Genomic DNA, 13235 nt, shown 5'->3' on the forward strand with positions numbered 1-13235 from the left:
CTCCTGACTCCTGATAGCTTACCTGATTGTCAAGCACAATTAACTAATTGTTACTTTCTACTGCTTTTTTTTCTCCTAAAGTTTTTTTGAGACTTTTTACCTCTTTGCGTAATTCATAGATAGTCCGATGAATTTCATCGACTTCGCTGCGGGTAGGCAGATTCATTGATCGCAGGTAAATTTCCATTAAATCCTGCTGTTTGAGGCGATAATCATTGAGGGAATTAATAAATTTTCCCCGTACTTTTAGGTTTTCTGGTTGACAAAAAGCCTTTTCAAAAATATCATCGGCGACGACACTCCACACATCTTGAAATTCTCGCCAATTCTTGACAGGTTGACCTTTTTCTGCTAGGAAAACTAATTTTTTAGTTAAAGCTTCAAAGGATTTAACTTGAATATCAGCCAGCACAATTTGATAGTTAATACTAGCTTGATAAAGAACCCGCCACGTTTCAAAACTATCGAGTAATTTGCGGTTAAATTCTCGCGGCAATCCCAATAAAGGCATCTGTAACCATTGGCCAAAAGTTTCATCATAAAACTTCTGCCAATAGATATTATTGAGTTCGATCAAAGAAGAAGTATTACCTAACCAAGCTTTGGTTATTGTGTCATTTGACAGGACGAAAGGATCGAACCATAAATGATTGAGACTTTGTAATTGTTGCAGGTAAATTGTCCATAGTTGACTGACATCTTGACTACTTTGGGAAGTGGTGGTAGTAAAACTATTCAGTTGACCGCGCATCTGTTGGGTATAATTATCTAAAATTGTTTGCCAGTCTTCTCCTGTTTGCATTTTTGGGAAGATACTTTCCCAAGCTTCCATCGATAATTTTAGGAATTTGATCAATAAATCCCGATTATCAAAATAGCGCTGGGTTGCCTCTTGCAATTCTGGTTTAATATTGCCCATAGGAGTCGGTATCGCCCCCATCATATCAAACCAACTTGACCACATTTTTGCCCCGGTTTCTGTCCAAAGATTGACGTAATCGGCGGCCATCTCACTCCAAGCTTGTGTCGGTTTATCCATTATTTTTGCCCTTTTCCTTTAACGCTGATTTCGCTAGTTTACTAACCCACCCTACACCCGATAACTGATAACTGATAAGTCATATTTTTCCAGACTTGGCAATTTTTGCTAGTAATCTTAACGCTTCATTGACTGAGGCTGAATCTTGAAAAATTTCCGCCACATCGGGATCGAGAATTATCACATTACTAGCCTGTCGATAAGCTTGATAATATTTGCCACGAATACCACCAGAAAAGTCATATTCAGTCCGCATCTCGTCATTAACCGTTTCTTCAGACTCCTGATTCATAATTTTTTCTCTCCTGTTTACTAGCTAAACGGGCGCTAATTAAGCGAATCTCATTTTCTCTTTCTGTATGGGATATGACTAACAGCTTTTGTGATTTTGACTGTCCTATCGTCAGAAAACGAAACTCGCCCACTGAATGATCGGGATCTAAAATCGTTACGGCCAATGGATCCCCAAATACGGTCACTGCTTCTTCAAAAGATATACTATGTTTTTTGATGTTGTTATTTGCCTTGTCTTGATCCCATTGAAATTTCATAGATTTATGCTACTATCAAGCAACTTAGCAGGGACAATAACCAACACATTTTCCATCTTTGAATTAGATAACTGATAACTGATAACTGATTAGGTGTGATGGGCCCCATTAACTCTGAGGACTTCTCCAGAGACATAACTGCTGGCAACAGGAGAGAGTAAATAAGCAGTTGCCCAGGCGATATCTGCGGGTTCACCGAAGCGACGACAGGGAATTTCGGCGGTGATTTTATCGCGAACTTTATCGGGAATCGCTAAAGTCATTTCCGTGTTAATAAACCCCGGCGCAATCGCATTGGCGCGAATATTATAACGGGCAGCTTCTCGCGCTAGGGATTTGACTAAACCGATAACTGCCGCTTTTGTGGCCGCGTAATTAGTTTGGCCGGCATTACCGCGATCACCGGAAATAGAACTAATACAAACGATCGATCCCGCTTGTCGTTGATACATTCCCTCAATAAACGGCTTAATCGTGTGATTAACCCCTTTTAGGTTGACATTAATCACTAAATCCCAATCTAGCGGCGTTAATTTAGCGAAAAAGTTATCTCTGGTAATCCCCGCGTTAGCGACGATGCCGTACACCGGTCCCAATTCCGCTTCAATTTGTTTAGCTGCCGCTTCCATCGATTCCAACTTAGTCACGTCGGCCACAATGCCTAAACCCTGGGGATTATCGGCGACTAAATCCGTGTAGGCCACCTTGGCCCCCAAATCTATCAAAAGAGAGACAATAGCCGCCCCAATGCCTCGATTTCCGCCCGTAACGACGATAACTTTCTCCTCTAGTCCCAGAGATACCATAGCTTTTTCCTCCTAAACTCTTTCAATTGCGATCGCTGTTCCGCCACCGGTCCCATGACAGATGGCCGCCATACCGAGGGTTTTATCCTGTACTTTCAACGCGTTAATTAACGTCACCAGAATCCGCGCGCCGGAAGCGCCGATAGGATGACCCAATGCGATCGCACCACCGTGAACGTTTTGTTTTTCCCTAGCTAACCCCAGATCCATCTCAAAAAGCAGATTATTTAAGGCAAAAGCTTCGTTATTTTCCACTAAATCGAAATCTTCGATCGTTTTATCTAGAGATGATAGTAATTTTTTCACCGCTAGGACGGGGAATTCTGGGAAGCGCTCGGTTTTGCCAGCACCCACAGCGCCGCCAAGGATTTTGGCAATTGGTTTTAAACCGTACTGATCCACAGCTTTTTGACTGGCTAAAAGGATAGCGGCGGCCCCATCGGAAATCTGACTACTATTCCCCGCGGTTAAAACTCCCGACGGATTAAAAGCCGGCCGCAGTTTTCCTAACCCTTCTGGGGTACTATCGGAACGAATACCCTCATCTTGATCAAGAATTGTGGAACCTTTCTTAGATTTAAGTTCAATTGGCACGATTTCGCCCTTAAACCAGCCTTTTTCTGTGGCTGTGGCCGCTCTTTGGTGGGATAAGGCGGCAATTTCGTCTAATGCTTGCCGAGAAACCCCGCGATCGAGACAGAGGCGATCCACTTGGGAACCCATGCCCTCAGCCGTGGTAGCATCAGTTAAGCCATCGTGGAGTAATAAATCGGTTAATTGTTCTGGCGCACCCATGAGGAATTTATAACCCCACCGGGCCCGATGGGAGAGAAAAAAGCCGGTTTGGGACATGGATTCGATGCCACCAGCGAGGACGAGATCCGCTTCGCGTGCGCGAATTGAGGTGGCAGCGTTACTAACGGCAATCATTCCCGAAGAACAAACCATATCCACCCGATATCCGTCCACGCTTACGGGAATTCCCGCTTTAATCGCCGCTTGCCGGGGAATTAACTGACCATGACCCGCTCCCAAAACATTGCCGAAAATGTACAAATCTAGGGCTTCTGGGGGCAAATTAGCGATTTCTAGGGCGGATTTCATCACTGTTGCCCCTAAATCGGCCGGGGATAATCCCATCAATCCCCCACCAAAACGACCAATTGGAGTCCGGACTGCGGCCACGATATAAACTTCTTGCATAGACTTCTCTCTATTGGGAAGCGAAGATAATAGATAGAATTTGCTTAAGAATATCGAGTCCGAAAAAATCAAAATCCCAATTTACTGTCATTGGTTAAAAGTTTATGGCCTCGATGCCTTGAGTTTTTGTCTATCTACCCTCGATTTTGCAACAGAATTTCTGTGTAAGAAGATATATTCATTAGAATTTAACTTTTCTGGCAGCAATCCCCTTTTTTTATGGATTTAGTCAAGCGCTTAGTTTTTATCGGTGGGGGTCATAGTCATGCGATCGCCCTTCGTCTTTGGGGGCAATCACCCCTAAAAAACGTTCAATTAACTTTAATTAGCGATGTCACCCATACCCCCTATTCGGGAATGTTACCCGGCCACATCGCCGGTTTTTATGATTTTGCCGAGACTCATATCGATTTACCTTCTCTAGCTAGTTATTCTCAAGCGCAATTCTGTTTAGACAAGGCTAATTTCATAGATAGGGAAAAATGTCAAGTAATTTGTCATAATTCTTCACCGATTCCCTTTGATTATCTCTCGATCGATATCGGCAGCATCCCGGCAGTAGATAATGTTATCGGTGCTAAAGAGTACGCTATTCCCGCCAAACCGGTGCCGATTTTTCGGGAAGGATGGCAAGAAATCCTGAAAAAAGCGGCTAGTAACCCTAATAATACTCTCAATATCGTCATTGTTGGTGGTGGCGCAGGCGGGGTCGAATTAGCTTTAAATATGCAGTCCCGTTTGGCCAAAATTCTCAACTCTAGCAGTAATTTGAATTTATCTCTAATTCATCGAGGAAAAAAACTACTACCAGCCCATAATAATTGGGTCGGTCAACGTTTAGAGAATATTTTTAAACAAAGGGGAATTAGATTATATTTATCAACGGATGTGACGGCAGTGCAAGCAGATCGGATTATCTGTTCATCGGGTTTAGTTTTACCCATGGATTATACAATTTGGGTAACGACTGCCTCGGCCCCTAGTTGGATTAAAGCTTCAGGATTACTGACAGATGAAAAAGGGTTTATTTTAGTGAATAATTATCTGCAATCTCTTTCCCATCCCCATATTTTTGCCGTGGGAGATATTGCCACGATTCCAGATTATCCCCGTCCGAAAGCAGGAGTTTTTGCCGTCCGACAAGGAAAACCACTGTTCGATAATTTAGCAAGAATTCTGCAAAATCAGCCCCTAAAACCCTATTTTCCCCAGAAAAATTATCTCAGTTTAATTGGGACAGGAGACCAACAAGCGATCGCATCTTGGGGCGGTTTTGGCTGGCAATCACCGTTATTATGGTTATGGAAAGATCGGATCGATCGAGCTTTTATGAGACAATTTGAACAAAAATGATGAGTTGCTTTGTCATAGGATTGAATGCCAGTTTAAGTCGGTTGGGAGGTGTGAGAAGCATGACTTAAAGTTGTTGTCTAAATGTCCAAATCGTGAGAAAAAGTTTAAGATTGCTGCTTTGTGGGAGTTTGAAGAATTTGAAGGCGCAGTTTGCGATCGCTGTTTTCTCTCTTTTGCTGAGATGAGAAACTGCAAACATCGAAAGAATCTTAAAAAATTTGACTCTAAGGGAAAAATAAATAGCAATATAGCTCTAATATAAATTTAGAGCCAAGAGGATATTTATGTTTAATTTTAACATAGAAGACTATTTAACGGATACAAAATTAATTAAAATGTCGATTTACTATGCAATGAATAGTAGGCTTAATGACGATCAATTTTGTAATTTTTTTGAACTAAGTATCAATTGTAAAAATCAAAATAAAATCAACCCTTTAGTTGAATATATTAAAAATATCTACTCTTTAAAACAACCTTATATACCAGATGAGTCATTTGCTTATACTTATCCCAAAGAAGATTTCTTTATTAGAAGATGTGTATATTTGCCTTTCAAAGAATATGCAATTAGATATCATTTGATTAATGTCCTCTCCTTGGCAGTTGAAAATTCTTTTATTAAAACAAGCTATGCTAACCGAACTCAACGATCACTCAGTGGATTTATCCATTTGTTTAAACCTTATAATCCTGAATATAAAAAATTCATCCAATGGGGGGAAAATCTTATTAAAGAATTTAAAAAAGAGCAGAGAGAGTCTTATTTATTAAACGCCGACATAACATCATTTTATGATAGTGTATCACCTAATTACTTAATCAATAATCTCTTTGATTTAACAGGGAGTATTCTACCTCAAAAATATAAACCGTTGTTGCAGAAAATATTGCGGAGAGATATTGAATTTTACTCGGTTATTGATGGCTTATTAAAGGTAGAAAAAAAAGAACAAGGACTTTTAGTAGGTAATGGAACTGATGGCTATTTGGCAAATATTTTACTAAGTAAAATAGATGAATTGATGATTGCTTATGGCTTTCATTATGCTCGATACGTTGATGATATTAAAATTATTACTAATACTAAAGATGAAGTAATCAAAGCGGTTAATATTTTGCAAGAAGAACTACATAGGATAGGACTAAACTTAAACTCGGCAAAAACGAAAATTATACATAATCCTAAATATGTCAAAGATTTTTTTAGAAAAGATCATCAAATAGCTTATGGTAATGAACTTATAAATGAGGAACATTGGGAAGATAATCAGAAAACAAAAAAAGATGAAGATGAAGATTTTGACATAAATACTATTAATCTTACAGCCAACCTTCAAGAAAAAGATTGTCATCGAATAACTAATTATTATTTATCTGATGTAAAAAATGATCATGATTACGATGAAAACTTGGTTATACAATTAATCAATAAAATCCCAGAAATCATTTGTAAGTATCCAAAAACAATCAAAAAAAATACTTGGACTATTGTTAAATTTATTACCTTTGGATTTCCTAATAACATAATATTTTCCGCATACAAAGCAATGAATGAAATTTTTAAGAATCAAAATATCATGGATTATGCCAGAACAAGATTAATTGATCATTTAGTAAAACCTCGAAAAAAAGATCCGCCATATATTCTCATGATGATTAAAAATAATGAAAGATTGCGTGAAAAACTAATTGCTATATTTCAAAATTTTCTTTCTACAAAATCAATTGACTTAAATCTCAACGCATTGTACGCATTATGGATCTTATCTCATCAAGATAATGGCCAGATTTTTGATGAAAATTTGTTTCGTAAAAATGTAGAAAATTATTTACCTCGACCAATTTCTCATACTATTTCAAGGGTTTTGTCATCAATTTTTTCCCATAAAGATAATTTCAACTTTTGTGATTACTTTGATTTTACTGAGCTATCGAATAATAGTGAGAGTGAAGGATTAGAATAGTGAGAGTGAAGGATTAGATGACTTTTACAAATTTTAAAATATATCGGCAATATCAATTATGTCTGAATACATATCTTTTCTTAAAAAGATGTATAAAATACTCCAAGCTCTTGAGCGACCAATATATCTTAATCTTCTTAAGCGAATGGTCTCAGAAATGGGTTCTGGTTCTAATTCCACTAATAAAATTATATGATTTTCTAAGCCTTGAAAATCGTGAATAGTTGACCAAGTAATTGTTTGTGGATGAAGAGGACTAGCGAGAGAGAATCGCTTAAATTTGAAAGTAGAAATTTTTGATGCTATCGAGTCAAGAAAGTTTTGACTTGGTTGTTTAGAAAAGAGGATTGTTATGTGTTTAGGTAAAACCTTTTCATCCTTTATTAATGCCAAAATATTGCTTTTTATCGCTTCGATTAATTCTTCATCAGTTGTGTAATAATTTGTGCTGACTTCCTTAAATTGTCTGACGGGCTTTTTTACTATATAATTTGGACTAATGTATTCTTTGTAAGAATCAAAAATATTAATTGTGTTTCTGATTACGGTTCTTCGGTTTTTGTTATGCAATGGACGGGGGTTATAAGGGATGAAACCCTTATATAGAAAGACATTGCTTCGATTTTTGCCAATTGTTTTCAATCTAGAACGAACTAATCAATTAAGTCTCTTGCCAGATAAGGATTTAGCCGATTTCTGCCCCCTGAGCGAACCATACCAAGTAACGAAGAACCATACATTGAGAATCAAACTAATAAATGATACAGGGGGATAAATCCCCTTGTTCGCTCGACTACCATCCGTTAAAACGGATGGCTAACCCTCGCTCACGATTTCTCTGGTTTTTCCGAAAAACCTTGATTGTGGAAACTACTATTGAGAACATTTTCAATAATTGATTTTTTGGTTCTTCGTTACTTGGTATGGTTCTATAGGGTGGCATAAATCGACTAAATCCTTATCTGGCAAGAGACTTAATTGATTAGTTCGCTCTAGATCGAAAACAATTGACAAAAATCGCCAAATGTCTTTCTATATAAGGGTTTCACCCCTTATAACTCCCGTCCATTGCATAACACAAACCGAAGAACCAAGCAATGACAATTATTAACCTTAATAAAAATCGATCATTGTAGCTATAACCCTTGCTGGGAATGTGTTGGGAGCAATGTATTGGCAAAACTCATCAATTGAATGTTAATAAGTTTAGCTAGGAAAACCCTTAGGCCAGAGAAGCGGTAATCCAAAATAAACCATCGACTAAAATTGTACTCAATACGGCTCCGCTAAATGCCCACCAATGGCATACCCGTTTTTGCAAAGGATAGATACCGATCGCTAGGAGCAGGTTGAGCAGCACGATCGCCCAACTGATGCCCCAGGGGGTCTGAATTTGGGCCAAGGCGTTATGAAATATCGGCGATACTAGGTTGGGATCTAGTTCCACGGTCATTAATTGTCGCCAGTAGGGAATTAGTCCCGTTAGATAGAAATATACATCGGTGATGGCGGTTCCTAACAAAGAACCAAGATAGAAAAGATTGCCCACTTTGCGGCGACCTTTGCATAATCCCCAGAGAACAAAGGGCAGCCCGATCGCTTCCATGGGAATATGGATCAAGGGTTCCCAACGCCACCAACCCCAGTACAGAGAACCTGCTAACCAACTCCAACTAAAGCCCAAAAGTAAATCTCCCCAAAGACTGATTTTTGCTTGTTTGAGCAGCCAAATCCCTAACCCGACCCAGAAAACGGTTAAACCTAGGCTAATTTCGGGATAGTAGCGCACTAGGGGCGCTTGTATGAACACGGGGACTGATACCAGAAATGCTGCTGTCCAAAAGACGGATTGACATTTTTCCCAGTTAGGGACTAGGGGTTTCAGGCGATCGGGATTGCTGGGGACTAGGGTAGAGTTGAGCAAAGGATTTCAGAATTGTTACAAAACTTCACTTATATTAAGATACATCATTCTCTCTCTACTATATCCCCCCTAGGGGGATTTGGGGAAATTAAAAAATTGTTTTTGGCAATGCGCTATCCTGTTAGAATCGAAACGACAGCAGCGATCGAGGAGTGCAAAAAATATGGCAGCGGGCCATGAAGAAAATCCGAGAATGCCCCTAGATAAAGTTATTTTTGTCATTGCTTGCGTCTATCTAGGTTGGGTGGTGGCATGGCTAATCAGTCAAAAAAATGCCCCTGTCTCTCAAAATGGCACGATTTCCCAGGAAGAGCAAAAATTTATCGCCTATCTGCAATCATCCCTTGCTATTATCGATCGCCAAGGTCAAACTTCATCCCCCGATCCTGATCCTGATCCCCAAAATAACCCTTCTCCGGTAGCCATGGTTCCACCACCACCCCCCGCTAATTTACCGGTTAATAATACTCCCCAGATCATAGAAAGAATTTACGTTCCCGTTTATCCCCAAACCCCTGAAACTGCTGCCAAAATTGCCCCGGTTACACCCGCAAATCCCGACATTTCCGCGCCACCATTACCGGCTGCCCCCCAAGTGAATCGGCCGTTGGCAGCGGTTATTCCCACTAATAATCAGGTGAAAAATACCCTGGTGGGGGTGATGGATTTAGGCGATCAATCTTCAGCTTTATTTGATAATAAGGGGATAACTATGCGTATTTCTCCGGGGGAATTTATCAACGGTTGGACTTTAGTGGAAGTTGGTAGTCAACAGGTTATTTTGTCTCGCAACGGGCAAGCGAAAGTCTTAGAAGTGGGACAATCTTTTTAGGGTGAACTACCCGCTGGGCGAGATTGTCGGGGCTTCTGAACTCACGGGGGAATGCCTGAAGATAGACTTACGCCCACCTTGCGGATTTGGTATGATAGAGACAATTAGAACAGGTTTGAGAACTAGGAAAAAATCTATCAATCTCCATCAATAAAACACCTTATTGACAAACATTTTGTTAACGAAGAAAATAAACTGTAGCGGTAATAATACTCAGAATTACCACAGTCCAGCGCAGATAACTAGGAGAGATAATTCTAGCTAGTTTTCCCCCCAATAAACCCCCAATTAAAGAGCCAATTGCTACCACTATCGCCGCCGACCAATATACCTGATTAGAAAAGAGAAAAAACCAAGATGCCGCCACGTTAACCACCAAAGAAAGCAACTGTTTTAAAGCATTTAATCTCGTGAGATTATCCTTGAGAAATAAGCCCAAAATTGCCAACTCAATCACACCTAAACCCGCTCCAAAATAACCACCATAAATTGAAGCGAGAGCGATGGGTAAAACCGCCCAAATTTCCGGGATATTGCCCTTTTTATCTCCCTGTCGCCGCTGCAACCAAGAGCGTAAAGTATCTTGAAAAGCCAATAAAGCCGCCGCTAAAAGAATCAGAAAAGGAATCAGGCGGTCAAACACTTGATCGCTGCTATTTAACAGCAAAATACCACCGATAATGCCGCCAATAACTGCCGATGGTAGCAATAACTGAATCCGTTTTTGTTGCCCGTGCAGGTCTTTTTTTTGGGCGAGAGTTGCCCCCAGATAACCCGGGCATAAAGCGACGGTATTAGTCACATTTGCCATTACCGGTGGGATACCCACCGCCATCAGCGTCGGAAAAGTAATCAGACTACCGCCACCGGCAAGAGCATTAATTAAGCCGGCAGCCACGGCAGCAATTGCCAAGAAGCCATACTGAATAGGCGTGAGCATTTAGGCGTTAGGGATAGTAATTAGGGCTAAATCAATTTTTTCCTCGTCAACTTGCTTAATTTCGGCTCTAATTCCCGGTCCAAAGTATCTTTCAATTTTTTCCTGTTTTGCCAGCCACTTTTCTAGGGGTAAAAGGGGTGATTCAAATTCTAGGGTGAGACAATAGGCGGAATCAAGAGCAGTTTCACGAATTCCCACTAAAGTCGGTCTTTCCTGGTCCGTGGGGCTTAATCCCAGCTTTTCTAGGGCTTCATCCAGATGCACTTCCTGTCCGTAGCGATAGCGGGTGACATCCTTGCGAAGTTTGGTTTGGGTGACAGTAGCCTGTTGTTGGCGCAATTGCAAGATTTCGGGGCTAGTGGGTTGACTGAAGGGTATAGGTTTTATTTCTGAAGCTTTTAGGGCTAAACCTCCCAATAATAACGGTAATCCGTAGAAAAACCCCGCTAAATTGACCGTGGCGTTACCTTGGGCATAACCGATAATCCCGATAACCGTTAAAATACTGCCTAAAATTAAGCCAAAGTATGATAGTCTAATTTTCCTGAGCATGAAATAATTTTTTTCTTGAGTACGCTAATCCTTTAGAGATTATACAACTCCAAAGAATCTTTTTTGCAGATGGGCAGTGGGGAGATTTTTCAGTTATTAGCTACTGAAGGCAATTAGTGTCTATTACCTATTGCCTATTGCAAGAGTGCCTATTGCCGATGTACTCGCAATTTCTCAATTAATTGAGATAATTTCTGGTCAGAAGCGGCAGTAATAAAGTCTAATTTAAACTTTTGTCCCTGACTGAGATATTCTGCATAACTAGACAGAAGAAAAGGACGAAACTTTTCATTATCAGCAATATAAACTTCAAAAAAAGCCACCAATAAAGCTCCCGCATAATTCTCGATTAAATTTTGATCGGGTAAAGTGATATTGACCACAGACTCGAGGGTTTTTTGCATTCCTGCATCCAATTCTGTAAAATTTACATGAGCTTGTCCCTCCACCATGGCCAGATATTTATCCGGCGTTTTTAACCAAGTAAAAGGAATCGCCTGTTCAAAAATCGGATTAGCTGCTGGGTCATAACTTCCTGAACCCAAGAGGACAGGAATCGAGATTTTACTTAAACCTTTTTCCCCAAAAATACTGCGGTTAACGGGATTAGTCGCAAAGACAGCCGTGACTCGTTCATCGCGAAAATTATAGACCTGTCTAGGCAATTCTAGGGCGCGACATTCCAGTAAAATAGCGATATTAATCCCGGAATAAGGACGATTACAATCTTGGGCGAGATTATCAAAATCAATTTCTGCGCCGGCAACAGCTAGAGATGTATAACCCCCAAAGGAATGACCCGCTACTCCCACATTAGTTAGGTTAAGTTTACCTTGAAATTGACTAGCATTTCGTCTGGCTAATTCATCGATGACAAAGCTAATATCTTTGGGTCGATTAATAAACTCATTGCCGTCAAAAATATTGCGATAATACCCCCCTAACATTCCTTGTAGGTATTGGGTATCACTGCCGGGGTGTTGCGGTGCCGCTACTAAAAATCCGTAGGAAGCTAGATGTTCAATTGCTTGGGCATAATCTTCTGGTCGCGAGGCTAATCCGTGGGAAAAAATAATTACAGGTGTTTTACCGTCTCGGAAAGTTTGCGGGATATAAACATTCACATATAAACTGCGATTGCGACTGCTATCGGTTAGGTTCCAAACTTCTTTTTTTACCTGAAAGCTACCGCGCTGACGCAAATCGGGTAAACTGGCATAATTAATCGCTGGTTTAACGGCAGCGGCTTCCTCGGCTGTCCAGAGGCGCATATCTTTGATAAATATTTCCGCCACATAAACCGCATAATCGATGGTTTTAGCTAATCCGAGGATTTCTTCCCCCTGTAACTGTATATTATTGGGGAATTTTTTCAGGACATTTAAAAGGGTTAATCCCCCCGGATCAAAAGCGGCACTAACAATCGCACCCCGCAGGGCATATTTACCATTAATTCCCCCTTCAATGGTGATGCCTTTGCCCAAACGATAGAGCATATCAGCACCCATCACACTATTAAAAAAACGAGATAGTAAAATAGGATCGATGTCAATCTTTGTTAATAAAGCCTCACGAAACTTCTCTCTTGCTTCGGGAGTTGTTCTGGCAAGAAATCTTTTTAAATTAGCATCAATCTTTCCTTCTTTAGCAAAGGTTTCTAGGGATGCTACCGATACAGAAAAGACGAGGGGAGTATAGACAAATTCAATTTCTTCAGCGGCTTTTAGGGGTAAAGCGGTCATACTGGCGGCGAAAAGACCTAGGAGAAAAGCTCGCAGCCGACGGCTGGAATTATTTCTGGGAAAACGATTTTGTAAACGGGGGATAATCATGGGATTTTTAGTTAGGGTAAATGACAATAAGTGAACTACTCTCAAGGTCGTTGAGAGCTTCCTATTTCACGGGGGATTGCCTCAAGACGGACTTACGCCCAGCTTTTGGTCTTATATCCCCTCTATAGGCAGTATCGCTAGTTCCTAACGACAATATCCGTAAGCTTTCATCTCGAATATTTATTGCCGCATTTATGTCCCGGTCATGAGTTGTCTGACAATGCACACAAGTCCAA

14 protein-coding genes are annotated in these 13235 nt (G+C 40.4%); 3 read left to right on the forward strand and 11 right to left on the reverse strand.

Annotated elements, in window-relative coordinates; all coding sequences use genetic code 11:
* Positions 1 to 43: 43 nt before the first annotated feature.
* The 5 genes from phaE to phaA all read right to left on the reverse strand — a co-directional run bounded on the left by phaE (position 44) and on the right by phaA (position 3599).
* Positions 44 to 1039 carry a class III poly(R)-hydroxyalkanoic acid synthase subunit PhaE gene (gene phaE / locus IM477_RS20915; RefSeq protein WP_002737702.1) on the reverse strand — a complete coding sequence of 332 codons (996 nt, stop codon included), beginning with the start codon at positions 1037 to 1039 and terminating at the stop codon, positions 44 to 46.
* Positions 1040 to 1118: 79 nt separating this feature from the next.
* Positions 1119 to 1331 carry a hypothetical protein gene (locus IM477_RS20920; protein WP_002784823.1) on the reverse strand — a complete coding sequence of 71 codons (213 nt, stop codon included), beginning with the start codon at positions 1329 to 1331 and terminating at the stop codon, positions 1119 to 1121.
* Positions 1315 to 1590, reverse strand: coding sequence for a BrnT family toxin (locus IM477_RS20925; protein ID WP_190722734.1), 276 nt, complete (start codon positions 1588 to 1590; stop codon positions 1315 to 1317). The genes IM477_RS20920 and IM477_RS20925 overlap by 17 nt, the downstream gene beginning before the upstream one ends.
* 89 nt (positions 1591 to 1679) lie before the next feature.
* On the reverse strand, positions 1680 to 2396 hold the full coding sequence (gene phaB, locus IM477_RS20930) for an acetoacetyl-CoA reductase PhaB (RefSeq protein WP_190722733.1): 717 nt from the start codon (positions 2394 to 2396) through the stop codon (positions 1680 to 1682).
* A 12-nt stretch (positions 2397 to 2408) separates the two neighbouring features.
* Complete coding sequence (phaA, locus tag IM477_RS20935; RefSeq protein WP_287733325.1) at positions 2409 to 3599, reverse strand: acetyl-CoA acetyltransferase PhaA; 1191 nt, start codon at positions 3597 to 3599, stop codon at positions 2409 to 2411.
* 219 nt (positions 3600 to 3818) lie between these two features.
* Here phaA and IM477_RS20940 point away from each other — a divergent pair, with 219 nt between their 5' ends.
* Together IM477_RS20940 and IM477_RS20945 are read left to right on the forward strand one after the other, a co-directional pair.
* Positions 3819 to 4952 carry an FAD-dependent oxidoreductase gene (locus IM477_RS20940; protein WP_287733326.1) on the forward strand — a complete coding sequence of 378 codons (1134 nt, stop codon included), beginning with the start codon at positions 3819 to 3821 and terminating at the stop codon, positions 4950 to 4952.
* Positions 4953 to 5236: 284 nt separating this feature from the next.
* Complete coding sequence (locus tag IM477_RS20945) at positions 5237 to 6919, forward strand: RNA-directed DNA polymerase (RefSeq protein ID WP_287733327.1); 1683 nt, start codon at positions 5237 to 5239, stop codon at positions 6917 to 6919.
* A 33-nt stretch (positions 6920 to 6952) separates the two neighbouring features.
* Here IM477_RS20945 and IM477_RS20950 read toward each other — a convergent pair whose 3' ends face one another.
* Both IM477_RS20950 and IM477_RS20955 read right to left on the reverse strand, forming a co-directional pair.
* Positions 6953 to 7561 (reverse strand): DEAD/DEAH box helicase, encoded by a 609-nt coding sequence (locus IM477_RS20950; protein ID WP_287733328.1) that lies wholly within the window; start codon positions 7559 to 7561, stop codon positions 6953 to 6955.
* A gap of 580 nt (positions 7562 to 8141) precedes the next feature.
* Entirely contained in the window at positions 8142 to 8843 is a 702-nt protein-coding gene (locus tag IM477_RS20955; protein ID WP_287733329.1) for a DUF3120 domain-containing protein, read from the reverse strand.
* Between the two features lie 163 nt (positions 8844 to 9006).
* Here IM477_RS20955 and IM477_RS20960 point away from each other — a divergent pair, with 163 nt between their 5' ends.
* Complete coding sequence (locus IM477_RS20960) at positions 9007 to 9675, forward strand: hypothetical protein (protein ID WP_287733330.1); 669 nt, start codon at positions 9007 to 9009, stop codon at positions 9673 to 9675.
* Between the two features lie 178 nt (positions 9676 to 9853).
* Here the strand turns inward: IM477_RS20960 and IM477_RS20965 are convergent, their stop codons facing one another.
* From IM477_RS20965 to IM477_RS20980, 4 genes are all read right to left on the reverse strand, one after another.
* Positions 9854 to 10615, reverse strand: a complete 762-nt coding sequence (locus IM477_RS20965; protein ID WP_287733331.1) for a sulfite exporter TauE/SafE family protein — start codon at positions 10613 to 10615, stop codon at positions 9854 to 9856.
* The gene (locus IM477_RS20970) at positions 10616 to 11167 is read right to left on the reverse strand and encodes a DUF2854 domain-containing protein (RefSeq protein ID WP_287733332.1); all 552 of its coding nucleotides are present in this window, start codon (positions 11165 to 11167) and stop codon (positions 10616 to 10618) included.
* Between the two features lie 149 nt (positions 11168 to 11316).
* Complete coding sequence (locus IM477_RS20975; RefSeq protein ID WP_287733334.1) at positions 11317 to 12999, reverse strand: alpha/beta hydrolase; 1683 nt, start codon at positions 12997 to 12999, stop codon at positions 11317 to 11319.
* A 61-nt stretch (positions 13000 to 13060) separates the two neighbouring features.
* Positions 13061 to 13235 (reverse strand): zinc ribbon domain-containing protein (locus tag IM477_RS20980; protein ID WP_287733335.1); only part of this gene is annotated, 175 nt, incomplete at its 5' end.

Source organism: Microcystis sp. M090S1, from assembly GCF_020246295.1.
Taxonomy (GTDB): Bacteria; Cyanobacteriota; Cyanobacteriia; order Cyanobacteriales; family Microcystaceae; genus Microcystis; species Microcystis aeruginosa.

Coding starts and splice junctions, on each gene's coding strand:
- phaE (WP_002737702.1), bottom strand. CDS start 1,039: ATGGATAAACCGACACAAGCTTGGAGTGAGATGGCCGCCGATTACGTC.
- IM477_RS20920 (WP_002784823.1), bottom strand. CDS start 1,331: ATGAATCAGGAGTCTGAAGAAACGGTTAATGACGAGATGCGGACTGAA.
- IM477_RS20925 (WP_190722734.1), bottom strand. CDS start 1,590: ATGAAATTTCAATGGGATCAAGACAAGGCAAATAACAACATCAAAAAA.
- phaB (WP_190722733.1), bottom strand. CDS start 2,396: ATGGTATCTCTGGGACTAGAGGAGAAAGTTATCGTCGTTACGGGCGGA.
- phaA (WP_287733325.1), bottom strand. CDS start 3,599: ATGCAAGAAGTTTATATCGTGGCCGCAGTCCGGACTCCAATTGGTCGT.
- IM477_RS20940 (WP_287733326.1), top strand. CDS start 3,819: ATGGATTTAGTCAAGCGCTTAGTTTTTATCGGTGGGGGTCATAGTCAT.
- IM477_RS20945 (WP_287733327.1), top strand. CDS start 5,237: ATGTTTAATTTTAACATAGAAGACTATTTAACGGATACAAAATTAATT.
- IM477_RS20960 (WP_287733330.1), top strand. CDS start 9,007: ATGGCAGCGGGCCATGAAGAAAATCCGAGAATGCCCCTAGATAAAGTT.
- IM477_RS20965 (WP_287733331.1), bottom strand. CDS start 10,615: ATGCTCACGCCTATTCAGTATGGCTTCTTGGCAATTGCTGCCGTGGCT.
- IM477_RS20970 (WP_287733332.1), bottom strand. CDS start 11,167: ATGCTCAGGAAAATTAGACTATCATACTTTGGCTTAATTTTAGGCAGT.
- IM477_RS20975 (WP_287733334.1), bottom strand. CDS start 12,999: ATGATTATCCCCCGTTTACAAAATCGTTTTCCCAGAAATAATTCCAGC.